Source organism: Erythrobacter sp. HA7-11, assembly GCF_055693605.1.
On record NZ_JBVFUF010000002.1, the window covers coordinates 2065367 to 2089441 of the forward strand.

Here is a 24075-nt window from a genome sequence, read left to right on the forward strand (position 1 = left end):
GCTTGGAAGACTTGGACGACGATATGCGTTCAGGTGTTGCCGCTGCGATGGCGCAGGCAGAGGCTCCGTTTCCGCCCGAGCCGGGCCAGACCGGCTATGCCGTGCGCGGGGCGACTTTCCGCGGGCAGCAGGCATTTAGCCTTGGTCTGTCGCATCGTCTGAATGTCGATATTCCGATCACGATCAACGCTAGTGTCAGCCATGCCGGTGATAGCAACACTGGCGCCAGCGTCGGCGTGGCCGGGATATTCTGACGGCTCGAGTCTGAGTATGATGGCGGATGTCAGGCGCAAAGCCCGATGTCTGCCTTCACGCCCAATTGCAGACAAAGCGTGATGGCTCGAACTGGGCCGGCAGCGGCCAGTCTGCTTTTTGGATTGATAACCGACAAAGCAGAAATTCGGCATTTTCTCCCAGTATCCAACCTTCATCTTCGATGCGTTCGAGTGTCTAGTTCTGTGGCAAATTGGGGGATGCACCTCATTCGCATGGCTTGCAATGCGCTGCATAAGGGCTGTCATAGTGGGGAGGCAGCGGCAGTGCTTAAGACTATCGATCAGAACAATCAGGACCATAGGCGCCATTGGCTGTGGGTGATCTTGGCGGCAATTGGCATGGGAGTCGCGGCTCCCGCTGCGCAGGCGCAGGACAACCGACCGCGCGCTGCGCTGAGTGATTACACCCAAGTTACCCCGGGTGATCCGCTGCCGATTGACGGTGTCTGGCGCCTGCGCGAGCTTGGCAAACAGGTGATCATTGAAAACGGCGTTGTCATCGCAATGGAGGAATGGACCCACCTGTTTATCTGGGTGGTAGAGGCCGGCATGGTCACTTCGTCTCGCTTGCGCCAGACCGACCGCCAAAAACTGGTCGCTTATGATGAATTGCTCCAGCGAGAGATGGAGTGGACACTCCGCGAAGATGGCACTTTGTTCGCCTCAGGAGGCGAGGGACTGCTCGATCCGAAATTCTCGCTTGCCCCGGTTGAGCTTTCCTATCCCAGCGCATTTGAAGCGATGCGGATCGGCGAGGAGATTGTGCTCACCGAAGATGGCTTTGCTGGGCGCAGCCGACCGGATCCGATGGAGCTGCCCCCTGAGATGACCAGCCCGATCCGGAGCGGCGATGGCATGTGCCTTGATCTACATGGACCCGATGAAGGCAAGCAGGGCGGCAGAATGCAGGTTTGGGAATGCCTTGGCGGCGCCAATCAGAACTTCATCTATCTCGAAGACGACGGCTTGATCGTGACGGCCAGCGGCATGTGCCTGGAGGCAGTTGGACCAGACAACGGCGCACCCGTGCGCGCGTTTGGCTGCGATGGGAACCCGTCGCAAATCTGGTCGGCAAGGAGCGCAGAAGCGCAAGGCGCGGTGAGCTTTGTGAATGAGAACACCGGGCGCTGTCTTGATGCGCATGGGCCGGAGTCGAAGACCAATGGCGGCAGAATTCAGCTTTGGGATTGCTTTGCCGGTAACAACCAAAGCTGGAGCCAATGATGCGCGGCCTTGGGGTATTCATAGCATTGGGACTCGCGCTTGGCGGCCTGACTTCCAGCCCTGCGCTTGCTGGACCGAAACATCGCCCGATTGAGCTGGTGCGTTGTCACACGCCGCTTGGTTCGGCTGCTGTGATCGAGGGCGAGGCTCGAAGTTGGGTCGACAAGAACCTAGGCAGTCCCAAGGCCATGATCGAGGCTCTGGTGGAGCAGTCGGGTTGCTTCACGATTTACGATCCAAGCAGCGGGGAACCTGCGCAGTTCATGCTGAACGTCGTGGCCGGTGACAAGGTTGAGGTCGCGACAGCCACCAATCTCAACAATGCGGGCGTCGCGAATGCCGCCGCGCTAGCGCAGAACAGCGGTTATCGCAGCGGCATTGGCACAGCTGGCGATATCGCTGGTATGGTCCCGCTGGCCGGAGCAGTGGTCAATGGGCTGGCTGGCATGGTGGGTATCGGCAAGAAGAAAACGGTGATTACCGGCCTCACGCTGGTCGATACGGCACAGAACGCCGCAATCGCTTCGGGCACCGGGCTGGTTCAGAAAACCAAGCTCAAATTCCATGACGACGATAAAGATGCCATGGCCCGGTCACCAGAAGGGTTTTGGATGCCGGCGGTCGAAGAAGCGGTGAAGAGCGACCGCTACACCAAGAAAGAAGACGGGCGCGAGATGATAAAGGGCTTCGTCATCGCCTACAACAACATGGTTGCCCAGGCGCAAGCCTTGGGCGTTGGGCAGAAGGCTGGCGATACTGAGCTGTCCGAGGTTCAGGAGGTCGCAGAGCTCGAGCCAGTTGAACCTGCCGGGCCGCCGCCCGTGGTTGTTGCCGCGGCATCATTCCTTTATCTAGAGCCGACCCGGGAAGCTGAGCCAGTGCGCAGCATCCGTCCGGGCATGGAGCTCACGCCGATCGGTGATTTGCAGGGCATCTTTCTACCTGTCAGCGATGCCTATGGCGTGTTGGGCTGGGTCAGTGTCGAAGACCTGCGCTAACAATGCCGTACACGCTGGAGAGCAGTGTGAACTCCGATGTGCTGCTTCAAGTGGAGCTCGCCTCAACCAAGCCTTCGCGCAAGGCATAGGCGATCAGTTCGGCGGCAGAGCGCGCCCCGGCCTTGCGCATCACGCTGGTCCGGTGCCGATCAACTGTCTTGATGCTGATACCCAAAGTCTCACCGATTTCTCGATTGGTTTGCCCGCTAACGACGAGGTTCAAAATCTGCCGTTCCCGGCTGGTCAGCGGTTCAATGTCCGCTGCGCTTTCGAGCACCTCGGTAAAGCGCCGGCAGATAATCCGGTCGCCTTCCATAATGCGCGGGATCGCGGCGGCGAGCTCGTCAAGATCATCGCTTTTGCAAAAGAGCCCGTCCGCGCCGACCTCTACAAGTTCAGCGATCTTTCCACTTGCCTCGACACCGGTGAAGACAACCACCTTGCAATCCGGCAACCACCGCCGGGCTTCGATCAGCACCTCGGTGCCGCCAGCATGCGGCATGGTGACGTCCAGCAACAGCAGATCGGGTTGGTGCTTTCGGATCGCGCCAATCGCACGAATGCCGTCGCAAACTTCATCGGAAACGGTAAAGTTATAGCCTTCCAGCGCGTCGGCATTGCTCAGCAAGTGCGCCAAGGCGCCGCGAATGATGCTGTGGTCGTCCGCGATCACAGCTTTGAATTCTCGGCCAAATGTCATGGAGCCCCCCGCGCCGTCACGATCTCCCCCTGCTGCCCACCAGCAAAATGTGTATAGCACAAGAGATGGGTGAAGGGGCAAATCTTAGGCTTGGGCGCGCATGGGCATTTTGGCTGCTCGCCGCGATCATTTGCGCGATTTTGGGTTCCGCCGCGATAGCAGCACCAGCAGCGGTTTCCGTTGCAACTGGACAAAAAGCCTTAGCCAGTGACGGAAATTCAGTGCTGCTGAAGCGGGGAGAACCTGCCGAGCAGGTCGAGGGCAGTGCCTGGTATTTTGTCACGCGGGAGGGCGAAGAGCTCACCAGCCAGCAAGCCTTGGCTCAATTTAGAAGCGGCAGTTTTTCGCGTGAATACCAATCAACGCGGTCCGAAATTCGGGACGAACGCCGGCTGTGGATTGCACTGCCGATTGAGGCGGCGGCGGACAATGAAACGAGCATCCGCCGCAGTGTTGGCCTAGGCGGCGTGTTCTATGTCAGACCCGATGTTTATTTGGTGCGAGGCGATGCCGCACCGAATCAAATTCTCGGCGGTGAAGCCACCGATAGTGCGGAGCTGTTAGCGCGTAAGCTCACCTATTTGCACTCCTCCAGTTTCATGCTTGACCCCGGCGAAAAGGCGACAGTGCTGGTCAATCTGGCGCTGGTCGACCGTCCTTCGATTGGCCTGTTTCGCGAGGGAGAGTTGGGCCGCAATCAGATCATCGGCACGATGCTCAAGGCAATCGTATTCCTGTCGTTCGTCGGGGTCGGGGTTTGTCTGGTTGTGCTGGGCGTTTTGGCGAATCGAAAGATCACGGCGTTGCTCGGCATCGGCCTGATGCTTGCTGCTATCCAAGCGGATGTCTCGCTGTTCGTGACGACCTTAAGCCCCGATTTTGAAACCGCCCGCGCGGCTTGGCGGGCCTGCATTGCGATTGTCTCCTTGAGCAATCTCTACATCGTGCTGTTCGCTTTCAGAGGACATCTTGATCGCTTTGCCAATCCTGCGGTGCGCCTGGCCATCTGGTTCCTGCCGCTCTCGCTTGTGGCTGGGCTTTTCTACCAAAAATACGACGCCTACCTTCTAATGCTGTATTACAGCCTTCTATTGGCGCTGGTGGCTGTGATCGTATTTCGGTTGGAGATGGCCAAGCGGCTGCGGCAAATCGTGGTTGGCATTATTGGACTTTGTCCGGTGGTGTTGATCGCTGTTGAGCCGGATATCGTCGGCACGGTCATTCCAGAGCTCTCGGTCGGCTTCATTCGCGATATGGTACGTTTGGTTGTCGCTGGCACGCTCTTGGTGTTCGTCGTCGTCGACATTCGCCGAAGTTTGGAAGAGCGTGACCGCTTGAGACTGGAGAGAATTTCAGCGCTGGAGGCGAACGCACAAACAAGCCGTCGACTGCTGGAGACCGAACGGGAATACTCGCGGGCGCGCGAAACGGCTGCTCGGCGCAAGCAGCAACTCGCCTCGGCCAGCCACGACATTCGCCAACCCTTGGTAGGGCTCAGGGCCTCCATCCGTGCAGAGGCGGACAATTTGTCTCCTGTGCTGCAAGAGCGCCTGAGCGAAGCGGTGGACTATCTGGAGGAGCTAACGCGCGAGTACAGCGATCAGGAGGGGGCAGATCAAGCTTTGTTCAACGCAGACAAAGAGGCTTATTCGTTGGAACTGATTGTTCAGACGGTCGAGGACATGTTTGCTCAGGAGGCCGCCAGCCTTGGCGTTGAGCTAAGAATTCTGACTGAGCCGTGCGAAACATCGGTCCCAGCTTTGGCTCTGATCCGGTCCGTCAGCAATCTGGTCGCCAATGCGCTGCGCCATGCCAGCCCCAGTGAAGTGCGGGTTAGCATCCGACATGAAGACACTTGGCTCATTGAAGTGCGTGATGATGGCAAGGGTATGGACCAGCAGGCTCTTAGCAAGGCTCAGCAGCGCGGGGGCAAGGATGAAGACTCGAGCGGTGACGGCCTGGGCCTCGCGATTGTTCACGATCTGGCGCAGCGTCATGGCTTTGCCTTCAGGCTAACCTCTCAGCCGGGCGAGGGGACTGTTGCTCAGATCAAACTGCCCCCAGCAAGATAGCACCCGCGATACGCGTCGTGCGGCAATTTAGAGGCTGTAAAACAATTGGGGTGTTCACCTCATTCTAGACAGCCAGACCTTTCCCTAAACAGGATCCAGACAAACCCGGTGGGCCGGGTGATTGGAAAGATTTGGGGAGTGAGAAAATGCGGTTTTCAAAGATCACAAAGGGATTGAGCGTTTCGGCCTTGGCGATTGCCATGGCGGCAACGCCGGTGATGGCTCAGGATGCTGGCGCCACGGACGAGCAATCCGGTCCTGGCTCAGACGTCGCGTTCGACGGCGAATTGTCGGATGAGGAGAAGACTCTGATCGTTGCAGGCGCAATTGGCGTCGCTGGCAAAGAGATCATCAGCCCCAGCAAGAGTATTGCCAACATCGCCAAGACAATTGGCGAAGCGCAGCGCAAGGGCGGGCCAGCACCTCAGGTTCGTCAGCTGCCAACGTCGACCAATGTTGCGGGCCAGAATCTGCGCCAAACAGCGACCTCAACACGGCCGACAAGCCTGCGCGACTTGCAGGCGCGCGGTGAAGCCGCGAAAGCCGGCCGGGCAAACCGAATTGCTGGCAGTGCGGACGAACTGGCCGATATGGAGCGCCGCGGCGACGCAGCGCAAAACGCTCGCAAGAAACCGGCGGCCACAGGCCGATCGGCAAATGCGCGTCCTGCCAATATCGCCAATTCTGACCTTGGCAGGGTTATTGAAAAGGGGGAAGCCGCACAGAACGCTCGCCGGGCACCCACTAGTAGAACCGCAGCTGACGTTTTGCGGGCTCGCGATACTGCGGAAGGCCCACGCAATATCCGCAAGCTCAATACGCCAGCTGGCAATCGCGCGGCCATCGGCAAAGGCTCTCAGCTTGATGATCTGGTGGCGCGCGGGAACAAGGCGCGCAGCTCTCGCGAAGCGCTCAAAGCCGGCGGCCAAGCCGTTCGCGGCGAACAAGCTCTTGGTCGCAAGCTGATTGGTAAGGGTGCAGATGTGCCGAACTTGCTCGCCAAAGGTGACGCGGCGCAGGCCGTACGTAAGGCAGCCCCCATCAACGAAGCGCAATTGGTGCGCGGCGTTGCCGACAAGGGCGGTGATATCAGCAAATTGAACAAGGCTGGCCGGTCGGCTCAGGCAGCACGCGGAGCGGGAGGCTTGAGGGCGGCCAAAACTGGCGCCCAAGCAGCCAAAGCGACCCGAACTGGTGCCAGCGCTGTCAAGGCTGCGAAGATGGCGAAAATCGCGAAAACCGGCGCGACCGCAGCCAAAGCAGGTAAGGGTGCGCGCGCAGTTGTTGCCGGATCAGGTGTAGGACTGCTGGTTGTAGCCGCTGAGGCCGGCGCGGTGGAAGGCACAAAGGCGCTGACCGGAGTCGAACTGACAGATCCAATCAGCAAGGCCTTTCTTTATGGTTCGGCGATTATCGACAAAGACGTCTCAGTTGCAGATGTCGCGAAACAGCGCTGGGAGCATCACAAGAAGAACTTTGGCAGTTTGAAAGCCACTCTCACTGAGAAGGGTCGCCTTCAGCAAAACTTGAGCGACTACGGCGCGGAAAAACGCGAAAGCTTCGCCAGAGGAGTAGAGAACACCCGCGAATTTGGCGAAAAGGTCGACGCGTTTGATCGCAATGCCCGCAACGCCATTGAGGGTGAAACAGGCGTCAAACTGGAGCGCCGCGGGGAAGTAGCAATGCGCTATGGCGAAGCGCTGCAGAGCGATCAGAAGCTCAAGGCAATTGGCGAAGTCGCCAAGAGCCGCGCTGAACACCATCTCGGCAACGCCAAGGCCGCTACCAACTACGCGACCGAACAGTTCCGCGCGGCAGGTGCCCAAAATCGCGCAGCCGTCAGCCAGGCAACTGGAGCGAACATACGCAGTGTTCGGGAGACCACGAACCGTTATGCCGACGCGGCCAAGAGCGACAAGCCTGTCGCGGCTGTGGCCTCAGTCGCCGCTGATCGCGCGAAGCACCACACCGAGAATGCCAAGAAAGTGACCGGCAATGTGATGTGCAATGTGGGCAATGTCTTCCGCAAGAAGGACAAGGATAAGAAGTGTAAGAAGTAGCTTGGCCACTTTGTGAGATGTATGGAGAGCCTTTTTCCAGCTACGACCGCCGCGTCTTGCTCGTTGCCTTACTCGCACCCGACATCGAGCGCGCCATTCTCGACAGGCGCCAGCCGCTTCATCTCAACCTCGAAGCGCTCAAGAAAATGGATATTCCTCTGGCCTAGTTCAAGCAGCGCAAAGTTCTGGGATTTGGCGGAGCAAACGCTCCCTACTTTGGGTGACTAAACTCCCTGTTCCGTCGAAAAACAGGGAAACCTCTGTTTCGTACCGCCTAAGCCACTAAAAAGTCGATGGATTATGCGGTCGGAGCGAGCCAAGTTCGACAAAAAATGGCCTGTTGTGAAGCTCAATTTGCAAATTTCCCGGTTCTTTCCTTGCTAAACAGGCAAACCAAACCGATGTTCGTACCCGCAGAGACGTACCGCGAGAAACGCCCCAAAAAACGCTCGAGAGACCGTGAAAAGGATTCCTAAGTTACAAATACAGCCTGAGTAATCGCCTGTTCTCAGCGATTTGCAAGCGGCCCTAGAGCCAGAGACTAGTGCTGGAGGTGTGTGGCGGTGCTGTCAGTCTAACGCGAACTCGTCTTCGTTTGCCTTAGCGCTCTCTACTCTCACCTCTGCGCGATAATTAGGTCCGCGCGCCGAGCCGACGCAATCATAGGGATCGCTGAAGGCTGTGTATTTCAAGAGTGAAGATCAGTTTTGCCATGATGCTAGTGGCCTGGAGCAAGTGCAGTGTTCTTGGCCTCTTGCGCGGGCAGACTAGCCAGCTACCTTCGTGCATTCAGTTAGAAGAGGAGGCAGAAATTCTGGCGGCGCAATCTAGCACGACAAGACCCGATGCATTCAGCCTCTGCTATGGGTGAACTATTTCAACTGATCGGCGAGGTCAGTACGTGGGTGTGGGCCAACGCCTTTTCGCTGCTCGGCTGGAGCATTGCGATCATCGCATTCGTGCTAGTGCCGTTTCGTCGTCCACCGGCCGAGGCCCGCAATTGGCTGCTTGTATTCTTCGCTCTGCCATGGATCGCAGTTTTTGCCTATTGGTTGATCGGGCGCCCTTATTTCGCCAGCCGAAGGTTGAAGAGGATCGCCGAACTTCCTCGACTTGCCGACGATATAAATGCGCTGACCGGTGAATATTACCGCGAGCCGGACCTCCCATCTGACAACCGCGCCGTTGCGCGACTAGCCGAAGGAATCGGCGGCTTTCCCGCCACCACCGGCAACCAGGTAGAACTGCTAGATGATTACGAGGCCGTGTACGACACGCTTATCGCGGATATCGATCACGCGGCGCATCACGTGCATCTCGAATTCTACATATTTGCCAATGACCGGATCGGCGATCGCGTAATGGCGGCGATCGAGCGTGCGAGCAGTCGCGGTGTCGATTGCCGTGTCCTTATCGACGCGCTCGGCTCCTACCGCTCGATCCACTCCATCAAGCGGCGTCTAAAACGCTGCGGAGCGGAAGCGCACGAAATTCTGCCTTTCCGCCGCCGACTAAACAGCTCACGCCTTGACCTCAGGAACCACCGAAAGATTGCAGTGATCGATGGCACGATAGGCTACACTGGTTCGCAGAACATCTGGGACCCCGCAGAGCGCTCCGGTACCGTGCCAATTGTGATGCGATGCTGCGCATTGCCGGGCCGATTGTAGCGCAGCTCCAGTCAGTCTTTTCGGCGGACTGGTATCTCGAGACACTCGAGGAGCTAGTTTCGCTCGAGTACTTCCCTCCCCCTACCACGATCAATGGCCGTCCGGGCCAGCTGATCCCGACCGGCCCTGAGAAACCGGAAATAGGCGTCGACCTTATCTTTGCTCAGGCGATCTACAACGCAGCCGAAGAGATCGTCTTCGCGACCCCCTATTTCATTCCAAACGACGCGCTGGTCTCTGCGATCCAGGCAGCTGTCCTGGGCGGCGTTCGCGTGCGGCTCATTACGCCAAAGCGAAGCGATCACCGGATCGTGGGCCTTGCCCAGCAAAGCTATTATTCGGAATTGCTGGCCGCCGGGGTTGAAATCTATCTTTTTGAACCAGAATTCCTTCATGCAAAGCACTTCCGCGTCGATCATGAAGTGTCGATTCTGGGAACCAGCAATCTGGACGTGCGGTCATTCGAGCTGAATGCGGAAATTGATTTCATTTCCTATGACTCAGATTTTGCAGAAGAAATCCGGCTGTTGGAAGCTAGGCACTTGGTCAGCTGTGAGCGCCTTCATCCCGATAAATGGACAAAGCGCTCTTTGCTTTCGAAAGTCCTCGAAAACTCCGCGCGGATGATGAGTGATCTGATCTGATGGGAGAGACCGACATCAAGATTGCGAGCTACAATATTCGCAAGGCGATCGGCACCGACCGCACGCGCCGGCTCGCTGCGCATTCTTAATGTGCTCGAAGAGATCGATGCAGATATCGTCGTTCTCCAAGAGGCTGATCGGCGCTTTGGCAAAAGAAACGCGGCCATTCCAGAATTCCTGATTGAAAACCATAGCGACTACCGGCCCGTTCCACTTGATGTGCAACGCGATTCCATGGGCTGGCACGGCAATGCGATCCTGGTTCGAAGCAATATCGAAGTCCAGCATCACGACATAATCCACATCCCATATCTTGAGCCTCGCGGCGTGATCATGTCGACGCTAAAATGCGGAAACAGAAGCCTGTGCGTGTTTGGGATGCATCTTGACCTCTCGGGTCTGTGGCGCACGCGTCAAGCCCATGTGATCGCCGAACTTGCGCGCAAACAACAACAGCAGCATCCCACCGTACTCGCTGGCGACCTGAACGAGTGGCGGCGCAATGCCGGATGCTTCAAAGCCTTTGGTAATCACTTCTCGGTGCTTGACTGCGGGCGCAGCTTTCACAGCCAGCGCCCGGTGGCCAGGCTCGACCGGATCATGCACTGTGATCGGTTGGAAGCGGTCCAATGCGGTGTGCATCATAGCTCGCTCGCGTCGCAGGCGTCGGATCATTTACCGGTCTGGGCCAAGCTGCGTTTCCAGCAATAGGCTCGCTTTCGTCGTCAGGGGTTTTGACGACCAGTGCAAGGTGGTCCGCTACTAAGGAAATTGCCGTAGTGTCAGCAACGTCGCTATTGTGGTTCACGGCACACGAAACCAGAAAGGGAGTTTCGAATGATCGACCACAATGAAATGGCGCAGCAGCTACGCGCGCGCTTGGACAACTTGCTTGAACGCACTGGAGTGATCGAAGATGACCTTCGTCACGCGCTGGATGCCGACTGGAGCGAGCAAGCGATCGATCTGGCTGACGATGAGGCCTTGGAAGGCGTTGACGATGCATTGCGGGCCGAAATCCAGCAGGTCCGCTTTGCCATGGCCCGGATCGAAAATGGCACATACGGAAGCTGCGCCAAATGCGGCAAAGATATTAGTGCAGAGCGACTTAAAGCGCGCCCGATTGCAACACGGTGCATTGAGTGCGCAACCTGATTTTTCGGCAACAGGTATGGCCCAGTCTACGCGGTTAATCGTGTCGGCCAAGATAACGCGAAATGACGTTTTCGTCGTGAAGCAATTGGTCTGGTGATCCGGAAAAAACAGTTACGCCTTCATCGATCAGATAAGCGTTATCAATCACCGCGAGCATTTCAGGCACGTTCTGATCCGTGATCAGAACGCCAATTCCGCGCCTTTTGAAATCGAGGATCATTTCCTTGATACTCGCGATGGTCAATGGGTCGATGCCCGCAAACGGTTCATCGAGCAGGATAAAGGCAGGATTGAGAGCCAACGCTCGTGCCACTTCGCAGCGCCGCCGCTCGCCGCCTGATAGCGACGTTGCGGTTGCATCACGCAAATGCTCAATCCTGAGGTCAGCAAGTAACTCTTCCAAACGCCGATCCTGCACCGACTTATCCGGCTCAACGATTTCGAGCATCGCTCTGATGTTGCCCGCGACGGTCAATCCGCGGAAAATAGATGGCTGTTCCGGCAAATAGCCCAATCCCAATAGTGCGCGACGATAAAAAGGGATTTGGGAGATATCACGCTCCCCGAGCATGATCCGTCCGGCGTCAAACTTTGTGAGACCCAAAATACAATAAAAGGTGACTGTTTTGCCTGCCCCGTCACGGCCAAACAGGCCGACCACCTGTCCCTTTTGGACCTTTAGCGAGACGCCTCTCAGGACCTCACGTGCGCCAAAAGCCTTGTGGATTTCGACCACCTCTAAGTACTCGGGTGCTGAGCCAGAATTGTGTCCCGACACAGCCGCTTGGTCTTGAATTGCCATATCCATCGATTTTCGCTCGCGGTCATTGCTTGGCTTTTCGAAATAGCTCGCATGATCATTCGATGACCTCCGGTTATTTACGGATGTTGGCGAGATGGCCTTCGCGCCAGAATTCCCGGAGTAGGAGGAATTCGCTATGCCAATTTCACGTTTTGGGTCACCCAAATGCCTAGCTGCCCCGTTCATGATCGCCGTGGGCGCTCTAATGTTGCCGGCAAGTTCTATCGGACAAGACGATACAGCACCGACAGCGAACGCTGCCAATGCCACGCAAGAGACAAACGCTGAAGACGACATGGTCTTTCTTGCAGGGGAAAAAGTCACCGCCTCGCAAAGCACGAGCGATGATCTGTTCGCGGCGGGCAGCACAGTCGAAGCCAAAGGAGCTAATGCCGACCATCTGTTCCTCGCCGGTGGAGATGTGACAGTCTCAGAGGCTACCGTCCAAGATGTGATCGCTGCGGGCGGCAATATTCAGCTGAACGCAGCCACCGTCGCCGATGATGTCATCGTTGCCGGGGGCGAGATTGTCGCAGGGGAGAATTTCAATATTGCCGGGACCGCTGTGATTGCAGGAGGCGAGGTACGATTTGATGCGCCTGTGGGGCAAGACCTGCGCATTGGTGCGAACGAGATTTTCATCAATTCGACCGTCGGTGGCAATGCACGGCTTACCGGGAATTCTATCGTGCTCGGCCCACAAGCCCGCATCGCTGGTGACTTGCTGTATCGCGGAGAAGCGCTGACGATAGATCCGGCAGCAGTGATCGAAGGTGAGCAGACAAAACTAACTTCAACGGATAGCTACAACGCCGAAGAGTTCGGTACTGGGCTCAGTTCTTTCTTTGTCCATTTCGGCCTCTCAATCCTTATCAGCTATTTCGTGATCGCTGCATTGCTCGTGATCGCCCTGCCGGGATTGATGCAGCGCACATCACACATGCTCCAGACCACACCTCTCAAGGCGCTTGGCATCGGAGTGCTCTTCGCTGTCATTGTACCAGTGCTCGGGTTCTTCTTGTTTTGGACGGCATTGGGCATCCCGCTTGCCGCATTCCTTTTCTTCGCTTCACTTGTGCTCACGCCAGTGGCGGTTGCCGTCACAGCACATTTTGTCGGCATGGCTGGCCGCACTGCCTTGACGAAGAAGACAGGTCCTGCCCAGAGCCTTGTCGAGCGGATAGGATGGCCCTTGGGCGGGGTGGTTGTCCTGTTCGCGCTCGCCATGATCCCGTTCCTGGGACTGCTCGTTATGCTGTTTACGATGCTGTTTGGGCTTGGGGCGTTGCTGCGCCAGGCGGCGGGAACTCTCTCGGCAGCTAAGCCAGGTTCTCCCACAGCCGGGCCATCGCTCGCTACGGCCTGATCGCGACCTTCAGCACACCATCACGTTGGTGCGAGAAGAGTTCGTAGGCGTCTTCGATCGAGTCGAGCGGGTAGTGGTGGGTTACCAATTGCCCCGCATCGACCCGGTCGGAGGCGACTACATCCATCAGCCGCCGCATGCGCTCCTTGCCTCCGGGGCAAAGCGTGGTGCGGATGGTATGATCGCCGAGGCCAGCAGCAAGCGGCTCCAAAGGAATGGTGAGATCGCCCGAATACACGCCGAGTGACGACAAGGTGCCGCCGGGACGCAAGACGCGCATGGCCCCTTCGAATGTCTCTTGCAATCCCAAAGCCTCAATTGCGACATCGACACCGCGTCCATCAGTAATTTTCATAATTTCATCGACGGGATCAACCTTGTTGAAATCCACGATATGGGTGGCTCCCATCTTGCGGGCCATTTCCTGCCGCTCAGGCAGGGTCTCAACGCCAATGATCGTGGTGGCACCCATCATGTGAGCCCCGGCGGTCGCGCACAGGCCAATCGGACCTTGCGCAAACACGGCAACGGTATCGCCGATCTTGATTTTGCCCGATTCCGCCCCGCTAAAGCCGGTCGACATAATATCGGGGCACATTAGCACTTGCTCGTCGGTAAGACCGTTTGGAATGGGTGCCAGATTTGCCATCGCATCGGGGACCAGCAGATATTCAGCCTGACACCCGTCAATCGTATTGCCAAAGCGCCAGCCGCCAATCGCCTTGAGACCGTGCTTGCCTTGCCCGCCGCATTGCGCGTGACAGCCGCAAAGCGAGCCATAAGATGTTCCTGATGGCGTTATTGCCCCTGCGATGACCCGCTGCCCCTCTTCATAGCCGGTTACGGCGGAGCCGAGCTTCTCAATAACGCCCACCGGCTCATGCCCGACGGTGAGGCCTTTTTCGACCGGGTATTCGCCTTTCAGAATATGAACATCGGTTCCGCAAATTGTTGTCGTGGTGATACGAATGAGCGCGTCGAGCGGTCCCACATTGGGTATCGGCTTCTCCCCCAACACGATCCGCCCCGGTTCGATAAAGATTGCAGCTTTCATGAGTTCGGCCATTGTCTTGCTCCTTAAGTGAATTGCGGAGCGAACATTGCCGCTTTGAATTTCGAGGGTAATTACGCAGATCGCCTTAGCGATCCGGTAGCGTCAGCATGCTGCATGCGACCTTTGGTAAAGGGCCTCGATGTCGTCGGCGGCGGCGAGACCAGTGCCCGGTGTAATGAGAGCTGCCGTCCCGGAAGCAACGCCCAGCCTGAAGGCGTCCTCGTCGCACAAACCGCGCGCAAGTCCATGCACCATCGCAGCCACACAGCTATCCCCTGCACCCACCGTGCTCTTCGTTTCGACCTCGGGCGCGTCGACGAAGGTAACGCCGTCTCTTCTCGCTAGGACACCGCCGCGTTCACCCATACTCACCGCGACGAGCCTGGCACCGCCAGCGATGACGATTTCTCGTGCTGCTTTACCAACCGCTTCAAGATCGGTCAGCTTTTCGCCAATGAGTTCCTGGAATTCCTTGAGGTTTGGCTTGACCAGCTCAAGCCCTCCACCTGCGACAGCCGCTTTAAGGGCTTCGCCTGATGTATCTAGCACCGTTCGAATTCCGCGCCGATGCGCAATTGTAGCGGCCTTGGCATAGAAATCGGCTGGCACCCCGCGCGGAAGCGAACCGCTCATCACCAAGTAATCGCAATTTATCTCGCCAATGCGGTGGAGGCACTGGGCGCACTCGGCCTCGCTTACCTCTGGTCCGGCGGGCACGATGCGATATTCATCACCGGTCGACGCGTCGCAAATAACGGTGCTGATACGCGTCTCGCCGGTGATTGCAATTTTCTCGCGGACCAATTGGTGCAGGTCGAGCAGCGCATCGAGCGTGACGCCCGTGGCGCCTCCGGACAGGTAAATGCAGCGAGCATTGCCGCCCATGCGCACAAACACACGCGCGACATTCAGCCCGCCACCGCCCGGATCGACGATTTGCGGAGGGGTGCGCAGCTTGTCAGTGTGCGCTAATTCTTCAACGGTGTACGCGATGTCGATGGTCGGGTTGAGCGTCAGCGTGGCGATGTTCATCATGGCTTGGCAGCTCCTGCTTGGCCCTAATCGTTGGTCTGTGCCGCTTCCGCGACCGCAACATGGTTTTTAACCGCGACGAAGCTGTCCGGAGTGACAGAGATGGAGTCGATCCCGCAGCCGACCAAGAACTCGGCAAATTCGGGATGATCACTCGGTGCCTGTCCACAGATTCCGACCTTCGCGCCATTCCTATGCGCCTCAGCGATGACGTGCTCGATCATCCATTTGACCGCAGGATCCCGCGCATCGAATTGCTCAGCCAGCAGCTCGGAATCGCGATCAATCCCGAGTGTGAGTTGTGTTAAATCGTTGCTGCCAATCGAAAAACCGTCGAAACGTTGAGCGAAGTCTGCGGCGAGTATGACATTGCTGGGCACCTCGCACATAACGAGCACTTCAAGTCCGTCTTTGCCACGTTCGAGGCCGTTGGAGGCCATTTCAGCCAGCACCTGATCCGCTTCACCCACCGTGCGGCAGAACGGAACCATTACTGCGACATTGGTGAAGCCCATTTGGTCTCGCAATCGCCGAATTGCCTCGCATTCGAGAGCAAAGGCTTTTTGGAACAGGGGCGAGATGTATCGCGATGCCCCACGGAATCCGAGCATTGGATTTTCTTCGAAAGGCTCAAAAGCACGGCCACCGACGAGATCGGCATATTCGTTCGATTTGAAGTCGCTGAACCGGATGATGACGCGATTCGGGAACTGCAGGGCAGCGATCCGCGCGAGCCCGCGTGAGAGACGATCAACAAAGTATTCGCTCGGGCTTTCAAAACCGCGGGTCAATTGCCTGATCACGACCTTCTCGCGAGGGTCAGCGATACGCTCGGGCTCGAGCAGTGCCATTGGATGCACCTTGACCCGATTGGAAATGACAAACTCCATCCTAGTTAATCCCACACCATTGGCGGGCAGTTTCCACCAGCGATAGGCCGCACCGGGATCCGCGAGGTTGAGCATAACCTTCGTGCGAGTGTCGGGCAGAGATGAAAGGTCGATGCTCTCTTCCCTGATTTCAGCCGCACCATCATGGACCAGACCGCGATCCCCCTGCGTGCAATTGACGGTGATTTCCTCCCCTTTTCCCAGTTTGGCTGTTGCGTCGCCGCATCCGACAATCGCGGGGACGCCCAGCTCGCGACTGACGATAGCAGCGTGGGATGTGCGCCCGCCATGATCAGTCACAATCGCCGCCGCGCGCTTCATGATCGGAACCCAGTCGGGATCGGTGACGCCCGTGACAAGAACCGAGCCCTCGACGAAGCGTTCAATCTCGTCTGCGACCGAGATGATGCAGACCGGACCGCTGGCCGCGCCCGACCCGATAGCCTGTCCCCTGGTCAGCACGCGTCCCGGCTCAAGCACCTTGGATGTATTCAGAACACCTACACGGCCATGAGCTTGCACCGTCTCTGGCCGAGCCTGAACGATGTAAAGATCACCATCTATGCCATCCTTGGCCCATTCGATATCCATCGCACAGCCATAGTGCTGCTCGATAATTGACGCCCAGCGCGCAAGTGCCAGGATTTCTGCATCGCTCAATACGTGAGATTGGCGATCGGCGCTGCTTGTATCAACCAAGCGTGTGCCGCCTTCTTCCTTGGAATAGACCAGCTTGCGCTGCTTCAATCCGCATCTCTTCTCGATAATCGGGATCAGCGATTTGTCCTGAAGAAACGGTTTAAACACATGGTATTCGTCGGGTTCGACTGTGCCCTGCACCACGCTTTCACCCAGACCCCAGGCCGCATTGATGAGCACCACTTGGTCGAACCCAGTCTCAGTATCGATGGAGAACATGACCCCTGCCCCCGCCTCATCGGCACGGATCATTTGCTGCACACCGACGGAGAGAGCGACTGCCTCGTGCGCGAAACCTTTCAGCTCGCGGTAGACGATAGCGCGATCGGTGTAGAGCGAGGCAAAACAGCGCTTACACGCCTCCAGCAAAGCCTCCTCTCCGACTACATTAAGGAACGTCTCTTGCTGACCGGCAAAGCTCGCATCAGGCAGGTCTTCGGCTGTGGCACTAGAGCGGACCGCGACACTGGTTATCTCTCCACCGGCACGATCACAAAGCTCCCGATAGGCGGCGCGGATCGCCTGCTCGATCTTCTCTGGCCACGTGCCTCCAGCGATCGCATTGCGGATCGTTTGACCTGTTTGAGGCAATGAATTCCGGCCATTGTGATATTTGGCCAATTCCTTCTCAAGCAGTGCATCAAGATTGTTGATTGAAAGATATTCGCGGAACACGCTCGCACTCGTTGCAAATCCCGGTGGAACCCGAATACCTTTTTCAGCAAGCGTTCCGATCATCTCCCCGAGTGACGCGTTCTTGCCGCCCACGATTGCAACGTCACCACGAGAAAGCGTTTCGAACCAACGAATGATCTGATCAGCCTTCATACTCGCCCCAGCCTTTCTGAGCTTTCCGACAATGTCTGGGATCAATCCTGCTCAGCCACCTCTGCCTCTGGCCACATCGCTCTAATCCCGCGCGGTAGCGAGCGGATGACCTTGTCTATCTGGCCGCGCGACAGATGGCGGTCGAGAACACCGAATACGGCATGCACCGCTTCGCGCGGATCAACGCCGCGTGTGCCCATAAGATCGCGGGAAATCGAAGCCAGAAAATCTTCCGCGCTGTCCGACTTCTTTGGAATGCCGGTGGGGTCGAACCGCTCATAGAATGTGCCACGTACGATCATCGGTAACTGCGCGCCGAAGTGAGCGGTCAGTTCTAAAGGCAAGTGATCGCGCAGATTTTGCAGCACAACCGACAGGACCCGCCAGGCGAAAGCCCGGTCGGGGCCGATCTCAGACTGGATCTCATCCAGCCAGATGGCGGTTGTCTGCAACGATTTATCGAACAGAGGTAGAATTGTGGTGCTCATGAGGTTCTCCGATCTGATCCTCGCCAAACGAGGCATTTCTGGAGGCTATGTGCGGCGCGCACGCGCGTAACTACGCAAATGACCGAGGGTGGCTGGTTTGCCTGAACGCGCCTCTGGATTGTGTGGGCGGGCCACGGACATCTACGGATATTTGGCTCGCGAGATTGCGCAGAATGTCAAAGGATGAGCGTTCTCTGGCAGACAGTTTTTGTCTTCATTCTCGCAGCGTCGGCAGTCTGGTGGGCGGGCACGCGTTTGCCAGGCTATGTCGTAGCATTGAGCGACAAGACTGGCGTTGGACAGGGGCTGGCCGGAATGCTCGTGCTGGGAGGGATCACATCCCTGCCCGAACTAGCAACTGGCACGACCGCCGCCGCCATCGGCGTACCATTGCTATCGCTGAACGACATTCTTGGTAGTGCGAGCCTCAACCTGTTGCTTCTCGCGCTGGCAGATATGGTGCTGGGCAGCCGTGCACTGACATCGGTGGTCGCGCGCCCAGTAACTCTGATTCAGGGCGTTTTAGGCATGACCTTGTTCGCCTTCGTCGGCGCGGCCATTGGCATAGGTGGTGGAGATTTTGGCGGACTCGCAAGCTTCTGGTCGATCGCAATTTTCGGCTGTGTTCTGGTCGCTCTGTTCATCTCTCACCGCGCTGAACAACGTCCGATGTGGCAGGTCATCAATCCGCCCGACCTGGAAGTCGCCGAAGAAACACGAGAGAAATCCATTTCCACGACAAAGTTGGCGCTGGCTCTTACCGGTCTTGCATCGGTCATTCTCGTCGGCGGCGTTGCGCTGGCCAATGCGGGCGAGACGATAGCCGAGGAGACCGGCCTTGGCGCCAGCGTCGTCGGCCTGCTGATCATCGCTGCCGCAACCTCGCTCCCCGAGGCCAGCGCGATTGTCGGAGCAATGCGCCACAAGCGTTACGAGCTTGCGATTGGCGAAATTTTCGGATCGAACATGTTCAATCTTGCCATCATTCTGGCGATTGATGTGGTTGCGCCCGGGCAAGGCGTGATTGAGCAGGCTGGAGGTTTTGAAATTGCCGCCGCTATGCTCGCGCTGGTTCTCACGGGTATTTTCGTGATCGGTTTGATCGAGCGGAGAGACCGGACTGTCCTGCGTATGGGGCAGGATTCGATCGCGGCGATATGCGTCTATTTTGGCGGTGTCGCATTGCTTCTCTCACTTGCGCGCTAGCAAGAGAACCTGTGGCATTTACGTAACGCGCCAGTGGCAGCACCCGCTATTCTTGTGTCATGCAAGGCGAACCCCAATCCGGAACCATGCAATTGGAAAGGCACGCTTTTTCAGGGCGTGATCTGCGCAAAATCTATGTCACGGGCGAAACTGAGGTTCATGCTTTGCGCGGGGTCGATTTCGACATTCGTAAAGGAGAGGTCCTCGTCCTGCTTGGCCCATCGGGCAGCGGGAAGTCTACGCTTCTGAACATAGTCGGTGGTTTGGATCAGCCAACATCGGGCACACTCCATTACGATAACACTGAACTTACCGCTCTCGATGACCGTGACCTCACGAAGTTTCGGCGGACGCATATGGGCTTCATCTTCCAGTTCTATAATTTGATCCCCAGCCTGACAGCGGAAGAGAATGTCCGTCTGGTGACCGACATTGCGACTGACCCCATGGATCCGGCAGATGCGCTGGCTTTGGTCGGGCTCGCCGAGCGTAAACATCATTATCCCGCTCAGTTATCAGGCGGCGAGCAGCAGCGGGTCGCCGTCGCCCGCGCCATCGCGAAACAGCCCGGCGTGCTTCTCTGCGACGAACCCACCGGCGCGCTCGACAGTCAGACAGGGGTGCGAGTACTCGAAACGCTCGAAGCAGCCAATCGAGAGCTCAACACAACGCTGCTGATCATCACGCACAACGCTGGGATCGCCGCGATGGCGGACCGGGTGTTCCACTTTCTCGATGGCACTATCGCGCGGATTGAAACTAATCAGCATAAGATCAGACCGGCGGAGATCAGCTGGTGAAGGCGCTGGACCTCAAACTGCTGCGCGATCTGTGGCGGATGCGCGGCCAAGCCTTTGCCATCGCCATCGTGCTGGCTGCGGCATCGGCGACCTTTATCCTTTCGGTGGGCGTTCACCGCTCGCTGTTCGAGACCCGCGAAGCCTATTATTCAGAAAACAATTTCGGCGATGTGTTCGCTAATATGACCCGCGCTCCGCGCAGCGCGGTCGACCAGATCGCCGCGATCGAAGGCGTGCAGCAGGCACAAGGTTCGATCATTCAATATGCCATTCTCGACTTTCCGGAGCGGGTCGAAGCGGTGCGCGCACTGTTGCAATCAGTCGATGAGCGTGGCCGCGACCAGATCAATCTTGTCACGCTGAAAACCGGACGCATGCCGGCGCTCAATCAACCGGGAGAAGTCGTCGTGGACAACGCGTTTGCGATCGCCAACAATGTCGGGCCCGGCGACGAATTCGACGCGATCATCTACGGTCGCAAGCAGCGCCTCAAGATCGTCGGCATTGGTTTCGCGCCCAATTACGTAAATGCCCTCGCCCCCGGCGATCTTATTCCGGACGACACGCGTTTTGGAGTGTTCTGGATGGGGGAGAAGGCGCTCGAGGCGGCGACCGACAGGACGGAGGCGATCAACGCGCTGTCGGTGAAACTACAGCGCGGCGCGTCGGAAGCAGATGTGATCCGCGCGATCGACCGAATCCTTGAAAACTATGGAGGAACTGGTGCCTTTGGCCGCGAAGACCACCCCAGTCAGATATTTCTAGACAGCGAGCTTGATCAGCTCGAAGCGATGGTGACGATCTTTCCGCCTGTTTTCCTGCTGGTGGCGACCTTCCTTGTTTACGTCGTACTGGGCAGGATGATCCGCACGCAGCGATCGCTGATTGGACTGTTCAAAGCTTTTGGATATTCCGACACGGCGATTGCCGCGCACTACCTGAAATTCGCCATCGCCATTGCCATCCTGGCAACCATACTGGGCGCGCTCGCGGGAGTCTGGATGGCTCGCGAACTGACAGAGCTTTACGCGCGCTATTATCATTTCCCGATCCTGCGCTTCAATTTCGCGCCGAGCGTCTTCGTCGGAGCGGGAGCTCTTGCCATCGTCTCGGCCAGCATTGGGGCGATCAGCGGAGTTTGGTCCGCAGCGCGGCTGACACCGGCCGTCGCCATGTCGCCGCCGCCTCCCCCGGTCTATCGAGCCGGTGCCGTTGAGCGTCTGGGTCAGAAAGCGGGCTTCACCGCGATCGGGCATATGATCGTGAGGCATATCGCGCGCTGGCCTGCGCGTTCGGCAATGACCGTCGGCGGAGTAGGCCTTTCAATGGCCCTGCTTTTCTCGACACTCCAATTCATCGATTCCAGCGAATTCATGCTCGAATCCTACTTCTTCCGGTCGCAGCAGCAGGACATTTCGGTCACCTTTACCGAAGCGCGCAATGAGGATGTGCTGTTCGAATTGGAGCAGATGCCTGGCGTTTTCAGGGTCGAACCAGTCCGTGGGCTTGCCGTCGAAATGAGCAACGGCAACAAGTTGGAGCGCACTGCCCTAGAAGCAATTTCTCCCGACGCGCAACTGAGCGCGCGGATCGATCAATACGGCAATGTGATTACGATGCCACCCGGCGGGTTAATGCTCAGTCGCCAGCTCGCCGATCAGCTGGAAGTGGAAGCTGGCGACAGCGTGTATGTAAAAATGCTTGGGGGAAGGCGGACCGAAGCACTGCTCCCGGTCGGTGCCATGGTCGATGAGTTTATCGGCGCGCGCGCCTATGCGACCGACGAAACGATCAGGGCGTTGACCCGGGATGGCGCGCCGGTTGGCGCAGCAATGCTGCTGATTGATGCTTCCGAGCGCGAGAATATCTTGACCGACCTGAAAGCGATGCCGGTACCGTTTTGAGTATTGGCGACCGCGATCTTGAAATGTCGCGGTTTGAGGAGATGATCGACGACAACATCAACACGATGATCATCTTCTATATTGCTTTCGCCTCCGCCATTGCGGTCGGGGTTGTCTACAACAGCGCGCGGATCCTGTTTTCAGAGCGTGCGCATGAGTTGGCGACGTTGCGCGTGCTTGGCTATCATCGTCTCGAAGTCGCCATTGTGCTGATTGGCGAGATCGCCCTCTTGGTGGTCATATCAGTGCCGGTCGGCCTCCTCACGGGATATTGGCTCGCCCAATTCATGCTGCGAGCCTTTGGATCAGACCTGTTCCGCCTCCCCTTTGCCCCCTCCAATGCGACCTACGCCGAGTCTGCTATCGTCGTGCTGATCGCAGCCATGCTCACTGCAATGGTTGTGACGCGACGTGTCATGCGGCTCGATATGGTCCGAGTACTGAAAGCACGTGACTAATGATTGAATGGATCAAACGCTGGCGCTGGGCTCTCTTAATCACGGCATTGCTGATTGCTGGCCTGGCGTATTCGTTTTGGCCCGAGGCAGTGGCGGTCGATACCGATACGGTCTCTCGGGGTGAAATGCGTGTCGGCATTACCGATGACGGCGTGACCCGCGCTGACGAACTCTATGTCGTATCCGCGCCTGTTACCGGCTATCTCTCGCGCATTGAGCTTGAAGCGGGCGACACGGTGAAGCAGGGTGCACTGGTTACGCAAATGACTGGACGGCCATCAAGCCCGCTCGACCAGCGCACCCGCGATGAAATGCGCGGCGCGCTTGCTGCAGCACAGGCGGCTGAAGCTGGTACGAGCGCAGCATACCAGCAATCACAACGTGATCTCGAACGCGCAGAAGAGATCTATGCACGCGGTTTTCTGCCAAAGGCACAACTTGAAGCCGCCCGCACCCGCGTCGCTACTGATCGCTCTGCTCAGCAACAGGCGCGTGCCGATGTCGCCCGGCTGCGTGCCATGCTTGCCAATCCGAGCGGCGAAGGCAGCGGCGGCAATGTGAGCGTTCGCACGCCCGCCTCTGGAGAGGTGTTCTCCGTCATCAACGAAAGCGAAGGGGTGATCGCAGAAGGGACCCCCTTGATGACGATCGGCAATCCCGACACAATCGAAATTGTCGTCGACTTACTCTCTCGCGAGGCGGTTCGAGTAAAGCCCGGTGATCGCGTCGAAATCACGCAATGGGGTGGCCCCAATGCTTTGGTCGGCACGGTCGAGCGTATCGAGCCCTTCGGACAGTTGCGGATTTCAGCGCTCGGCATCGAAGAGCAGCGTGTGAATGTGGTGATCCGGTTCGATGAAGCCTCAGCGTCACAAGGCGCACGACTTGGCCACGGGTACCAGGTCGACGCCACCATTGAACTCTGGCGCGATGACGATGCGCTGAGGCTACCGATCGGTTCGCTGTTTCGCGGACCAAACGGTGAATGGCAGGTCTTTGCCGTACAGGGCAGACGCGCCCGTGTCGCGACCGTGAAACTGGGTCAGCTGAACGATGAGCATGCCCAATTGCTCAGCGGGCTCGAAGAAGGCGCAACAGTCATCCTCAATCCGGGAAGTATGATCGAGGATGGTATGCGCGTGGCTCCGCGCAACTGAGCTTAATCGCTTGGGTATTCGATCTGGGGAGCCAAACGGTCGAGCACCTCGCGGGCATCGAAGCTGCGCAGATTGCCGTTTGGACGTTCACCTGTGCCCAAGAGGATGTCCGCGCTGGCCTCGAATCTTTCGATTGTGCGGACGTTGTACCGGGTCGCCCAGAACGGATCGCCGTAATAGGGATACCAATGATACCAACCGCGGCCCGTGCGATAATACCGCCAATAAGGACGCCAATGGGTGTGATACGGTGAATACCAAGGATCGTAGAGTGGGTCGGGCCGAACCTGTCGTTCAATCTGGTGCTCCACTTCGCGATCCTGTATTATGAAATAGCTATATCCCTTGAGCAGGGTCAGTTCCGCTGCTCGAAACAGCAAGTAGCTTTCCACCTTTTCTCGCGATGTCAGGCGGTTTCCGGCGAAACTCACGCGATAGTGCGTTTCGTCGATCCGAACATCAGCATAGCCGCCAGACACCCGGCTTCCCGCGCTGAGCGGCTGATAGGGCGTGCTGTTCATCGCACAACCCGTGGTCGCAAGAATAATCGCAGTCGTGGCCGCAAGTGCTATCCGGCGGGTAATCGAAGGCAT

At 57.7% G+C, this 24075-nt stretch carries 21 protein-coding genes and 1 pseudogene; 15 read left to right on the top strand and 7 right to left on the bottom strand.

Translation table 11 applies throughout. From position 1 onward, the window contains the following. The first annotated feature begins 11 nt into the window (after nt 1-11). The 3 genes from ACZ1GU_RS10595 (at nt 12) to ACZ1GU_RS10605 (ending at nt 2497) form a co-directional block, all read left to right on the top strand. Nucleotides 12-254, top strand: a complete 243-nt coding sequence (locus tag ACZ1GU_RS10595) for a YadA C-terminal domain-containing protein (protein ID WP_472647958.1) — start codon at nt 12-14, stop codon at nt 252-254. A gap of 285 nt (nt 255-539) precedes the next feature. Continuing rightward, nucleotides 540-1499, top strand: a complete 960-nt coding sequence (locus ACZ1GU_RS10600) for an RICIN domain-containing protein (protein WP_472647959.1) — start codon at nt 540-542, stop codon at nt 1497-1499. Further along, entirely contained in the window at nt 1496-2497 is a 1002-nt protein-coding gene (locus tag ACZ1GU_RS10605) for a hypothetical protein (protein ID WP_472647960.1), read from the top strand. The genes ACZ1GU_RS10600 and ACZ1GU_RS10605 overlap by 4 nt, the downstream gene beginning before the upstream one ends. A 46-nt stretch (nt 2498-2543) precedes the next feature. On the opposite strand, the gene ACZ1GU_RS10610 is transcribed toward ACZ1GU_RS10605, so the two are convergent. Then, nucleotides 2544-3197, bottom strand: coding sequence for a LuxR C-terminal-related transcriptional regulator (locus tag ACZ1GU_RS10610; RefSeq protein ID WP_472647961.1), 654 nt, complete (start codon nt 3195-3197; stop codon nt 2544-2546). 221 nt (nt 3198-3418) lie between these two features. Here ACZ1GU_RS10610 and ACZ1GU_RS10615 point away from each other — a divergent pair, with 221 nt between their 5' ends. From ACZ1GU_RS10615 to ACZ1GU_RS10640, 6 genes and pseudogenes are all read left to right on the top strand, one after another. After that, nucleotides 3419-5269, top strand: coding sequence for a sensor histidine kinase (locus ACZ1GU_RS10615; protein WP_472647962.1), 1851 nt, complete (start codon nt 3419-3421; stop codon nt 5267-5269). Nucleotides 5270-5415: 146 nt separating this feature from the next. After that, entirely contained in the window at nt 5416-7329 is a 1914-nt protein-coding gene (locus ACZ1GU_RS10620) for a hypothetical protein (protein WP_472647963.1), read from the top strand. Nucleotides 7330-8192: 863 nt separating this feature from the next. Continuing rightward, nucleotides 8193-8999 (top strand): phospholipase D-like domain-containing protein, encoded by an 807-nt coding sequence (locus ACZ1GU_RS10625; protein ID WP_472647964.1) that lies wholly within the window; start codon nt 8193-8195, stop codon nt 8997-8999. Next, nucleotides 8972-9643 (top strand): phospholipase D-like domain-containing protein, encoded by a 672-nt coding sequence (locus ACZ1GU_RS10630; protein WP_472647965.1) that lies wholly within the window; start codon nt 8972-8974, stop codon nt 9641-9643. The genes ACZ1GU_RS10625 and ACZ1GU_RS10630 overlap by 28 nt, the downstream gene beginning before the upstream one ends. Further along, a pseudogene (locus tag ACZ1GU_RS10635) lies at nt 9643-10354 on the top strand (endonuclease/exonuclease/phosphatase family protein). Before ACZ1GU_RS10630 ends, ACZ1GU_RS10635 begins: the two are co-directional and overlap by 1 nt. A 126-nt stretch (nt 10355-10480) precedes the next feature. Beyond that, nucleotides 10481-10798, top strand: a complete 318-nt coding sequence (locus ACZ1GU_RS10640) for a TraR/DksA family transcriptional regulator (RefSeq protein ID WP_472647966.1) — start codon at nt 10481-10483, stop codon at nt 10796-10798. A 34-nt stretch (nt 10799-10832) separates the two neighbouring features. On the opposite strand, the gene lptB is transcribed toward ACZ1GU_RS10640, so the two are convergent. Then, the gene (gene lptB, locus ACZ1GU_RS10645) at nt 10833-11600 is read right to left on the bottom strand and encodes an LPS export ABC transporter ATP-binding protein (RefSeq protein ID WP_472647967.1); all 768 of its coding nucleotides are present in this window, start codon (nt 11598-11600) and stop codon (nt 10833-10835) included. Between the two features lie 136 nt (nt 11601-11736). Between lptB and ACZ1GU_RS10650 the strand changes: the two genes are divergently transcribed. Then, complete coding sequence (locus ACZ1GU_RS10650) at nt 11737-12966, top strand: DUF8173 domain-containing protein (RefSeq protein WP_472647968.1); 1230 nt, start codon at nt 11737-11739, stop codon at nt 12964-12966. Here the strand turns inward: ACZ1GU_RS10650 and ACZ1GU_RS10655 are convergent. The 4 genes from ACZ1GU_RS10655 to ACZ1GU_RS10670 all read right to left on the bottom strand — a co-directional run bounded on the left by ACZ1GU_RS10655 (nt 12956) and on the right by ACZ1GU_RS10670 (nt 17957). Next, nucleotides 12956-14032 carry an NAD(P)-dependent alcohol dehydrogenase gene (locus tag ACZ1GU_RS10655; RefSeq protein WP_472647969.1) on the bottom strand — a complete coding sequence of 359 codons (1077 nt, stop codon included), beginning with the start codon at nt 14030-14032 and terminating at the stop codon, nt 12956-12958. The two genes, ACZ1GU_RS10650 and ACZ1GU_RS10655, sit on opposite strands and share 11 nt — an antisense overlap. Nucleotides 14033-14122: 90 nt before the next feature. Next, nucleotides 14123-15055, bottom strand: a complete 933-nt coding sequence (locus ACZ1GU_RS10660; protein WP_472647970.1) for a 1-phosphofructokinase family hexose kinase — start codon at nt 15053-15055, stop codon at nt 14123-14125. A gap of 23 nt (nt 15056-15078) precedes the next feature. Next, the gene (gene ppsA / locus ACZ1GU_RS10665) at nt 15079-17469 is read right to left on the bottom strand and encodes a phosphoenolpyruvate synthase (RefSeq protein WP_472647971.1); all 2391 of its coding nucleotides are present in this window, start codon (nt 17467-17469) and stop codon (nt 15079-15081) included. A gap of 41 nt (nt 17470-17510) precedes the next feature. Further along, entirely contained in the window at nt 17511-17957 is a 447-nt protein-coding gene (locus tag ACZ1GU_RS10670) for a DUF2267 domain-containing protein (RefSeq protein ID WP_472647972.1), read from the bottom strand. Between the two features lie 183 nt (nt 17958-18140). Between ACZ1GU_RS10670 and ACZ1GU_RS10675 the strand changes: the two genes are divergently transcribed. The 5 genes from ACZ1GU_RS10675 to ACZ1GU_RS10695 all read left to right on the top strand — a co-directional run bounded on the left by ACZ1GU_RS10675 (nt 18141) and on the right by ACZ1GU_RS10695 (nt 23482). After that, complete coding sequence (locus tag ACZ1GU_RS10675; protein ID WP_472647973.1) at nt 18141-19163, top strand: sodium:calcium antiporter; 1023 nt, start codon at nt 18141-18143, stop codon at nt 19161-19163. Between the two features lie 86 nt (nt 19164-19249). Then, the gene (locus tag ACZ1GU_RS10680) at nt 19250-19963 is read left to right on the top strand and encodes an ABC transporter ATP-binding protein (RefSeq protein WP_472647974.1); all 714 of its coding nucleotides are present in this window, start codon (nt 19250-19252) and stop codon (nt 19961-19963) included. Then, nucleotides 19960-21867, top strand: a complete 1908-nt coding sequence (locus ACZ1GU_RS10685; RefSeq protein ID WP_472647975.1) for an ABC transporter permease — start codon at nt 19960-19962, stop codon at nt 21865-21867. Before ACZ1GU_RS10680 ends, ACZ1GU_RS10685 begins: the two co-directional genes overlap by 4 nt. Continuing rightward, the gene (locus ACZ1GU_RS10690; RefSeq protein ID WP_472647976.1) at nt 21864-22325 is read left to right on the top strand and encodes an ABC transporter permease; all 462 of its coding nucleotides are present in this window, start codon (nt 21864-21866) and stop codon (nt 22323-22325) included. Before ACZ1GU_RS10685 ends, ACZ1GU_RS10690 begins: the two co-directional genes overlap by 4 nt. Next, a complete protein-coding gene (locus tag ACZ1GU_RS10695) occupies nt 22325-23482 on the top strand; it encodes an efflux RND transporter periplasmic adaptor subunit (protein ID WP_472647977.1) in 1158 nt (385 codons plus the stop codon). Before ACZ1GU_RS10690 ends, ACZ1GU_RS10695 begins: the two co-directional genes overlap by 1 nt. A gap of 2 nt (nt 23483-23484) precedes the next feature. On the opposite strand, the gene ACZ1GU_RS10700 is transcribed toward ACZ1GU_RS10695, so the two are convergent. Beyond that, a complete protein-coding gene (locus ACZ1GU_RS10700; RefSeq protein WP_472647978.1) occupies nt 23485-24075 on the bottom strand; it encodes a CC0125/CC1285 family lipoprotein in 591 nt (196 codons plus the stop codon).

Excerpts from the sequence above, each read along its gene's own strand:
- ACZ1GU_RS10605 (WP_472647960.1), top strand. The coding sequence starts at position 1,496 with ATGATGCGCGGCCTTGGGGTATTCATAGCATTGGGACTCGCGCTTGGC.
- ACZ1GU_RS10610 (WP_472647961.1), bottom strand. The coding sequence starts at position 3,197 with ATGACATTTGGCCGAGAATTCAAAGCTGTGATCGCGGACGACCACAGC.
- ACZ1GU_RS10620 (WP_472647963.1), top strand. The coding sequence starts at position 5,416 with ATGCGGTTTTCAAAGATCACAAAGGGATTGAGCGTTTCGGCCTTGGCG.
- ACZ1GU_RS10625 (WP_472647964.1), top strand. The coding sequence starts at position 8,193 with ATGGGTGAACTATTTCAACTGATCGGCGAGGTCAGTACGTGGGTGTGG.
- ACZ1GU_RS10630 (WP_472647965.1), top strand. The coding sequence starts at position 8,972 with ATGCTGCGCATTGCCGGGCCGATTGTAGCGCAGCTCCAGTCAGTCTTT.
- ACZ1GU_RS10640 (WP_472647966.1), top strand. The coding sequence starts at position 10,481 with ATGATCGACCACAATGAAATGGCGCAGCAGCTACGCGCGCGCTTGGAC.
- lptB (WP_472647967.1), bottom strand. The coding sequence starts at position 11,600 with ATGGCAATTCAAGACCAAGCGGCTGTGTCGGGACACAATTCTGGCTCA.
- ACZ1GU_RS10650 (WP_472647968.1), top strand. The coding sequence starts at position 11,737 with ATGCCAATTTCACGTTTTGGGTCACCCAAATGCCTAGCTGCCCCGTTC.
- ACZ1GU_RS10655 (WP_472647969.1), bottom strand. The coding sequence starts at position 14,032 with ATGGCCGAACTCATGAAAGCTGCAATCTTTATCGAACCGGGGCGGATC.
- ACZ1GU_RS10660 (WP_472647970.1), bottom strand. The coding sequence starts at position 15,055 with ATGATGAACATCGCCACGCTGACGCTCAACCCGACCATCGACATCGCG.
- ppsA (WP_472647971.1), bottom strand. The coding sequence starts at position 17,469 with ATGAAGGCTGATCAGATCATTCGTTGGTTCGAAACGCTTTCTCGTGGT.
- ACZ1GU_RS10670 (WP_472647972.1), bottom strand. The coding sequence starts at position 17,957 with ATGAGCACCACAATTCTACCTCTGTTCGATAAATCGTTGCAGACAACC.
- ACZ1GU_RS10675 (WP_472647973.1), top strand. The coding sequence starts at position 18,141 with ATGAGCGTTCTCTGGCAGACAGTTTTTGTCTTCATTCTCGCAGCGTCG.
- ACZ1GU_RS10680 (WP_472647974.1), top strand. The coding sequence starts at position 19,250 with ATGCAATTGGAAAGGCACGCTTTTTCAGGGCGTGATCTGCGCAAAATC.
- ACZ1GU_RS10695 (WP_472647977.1), top strand. The coding sequence starts at position 22,325 with ATGATTGAATGGATCAAACGCTGGCGCTGGGCTCTCTTAATCACGGCA.
- ACZ1GU_RS10700 (WP_472647978.1), bottom strand. The coding sequence starts at position 24,075 with ATGCCTTCGATTACCCGCCGGATAGCACTTGCGGCCACGACTGCGATT.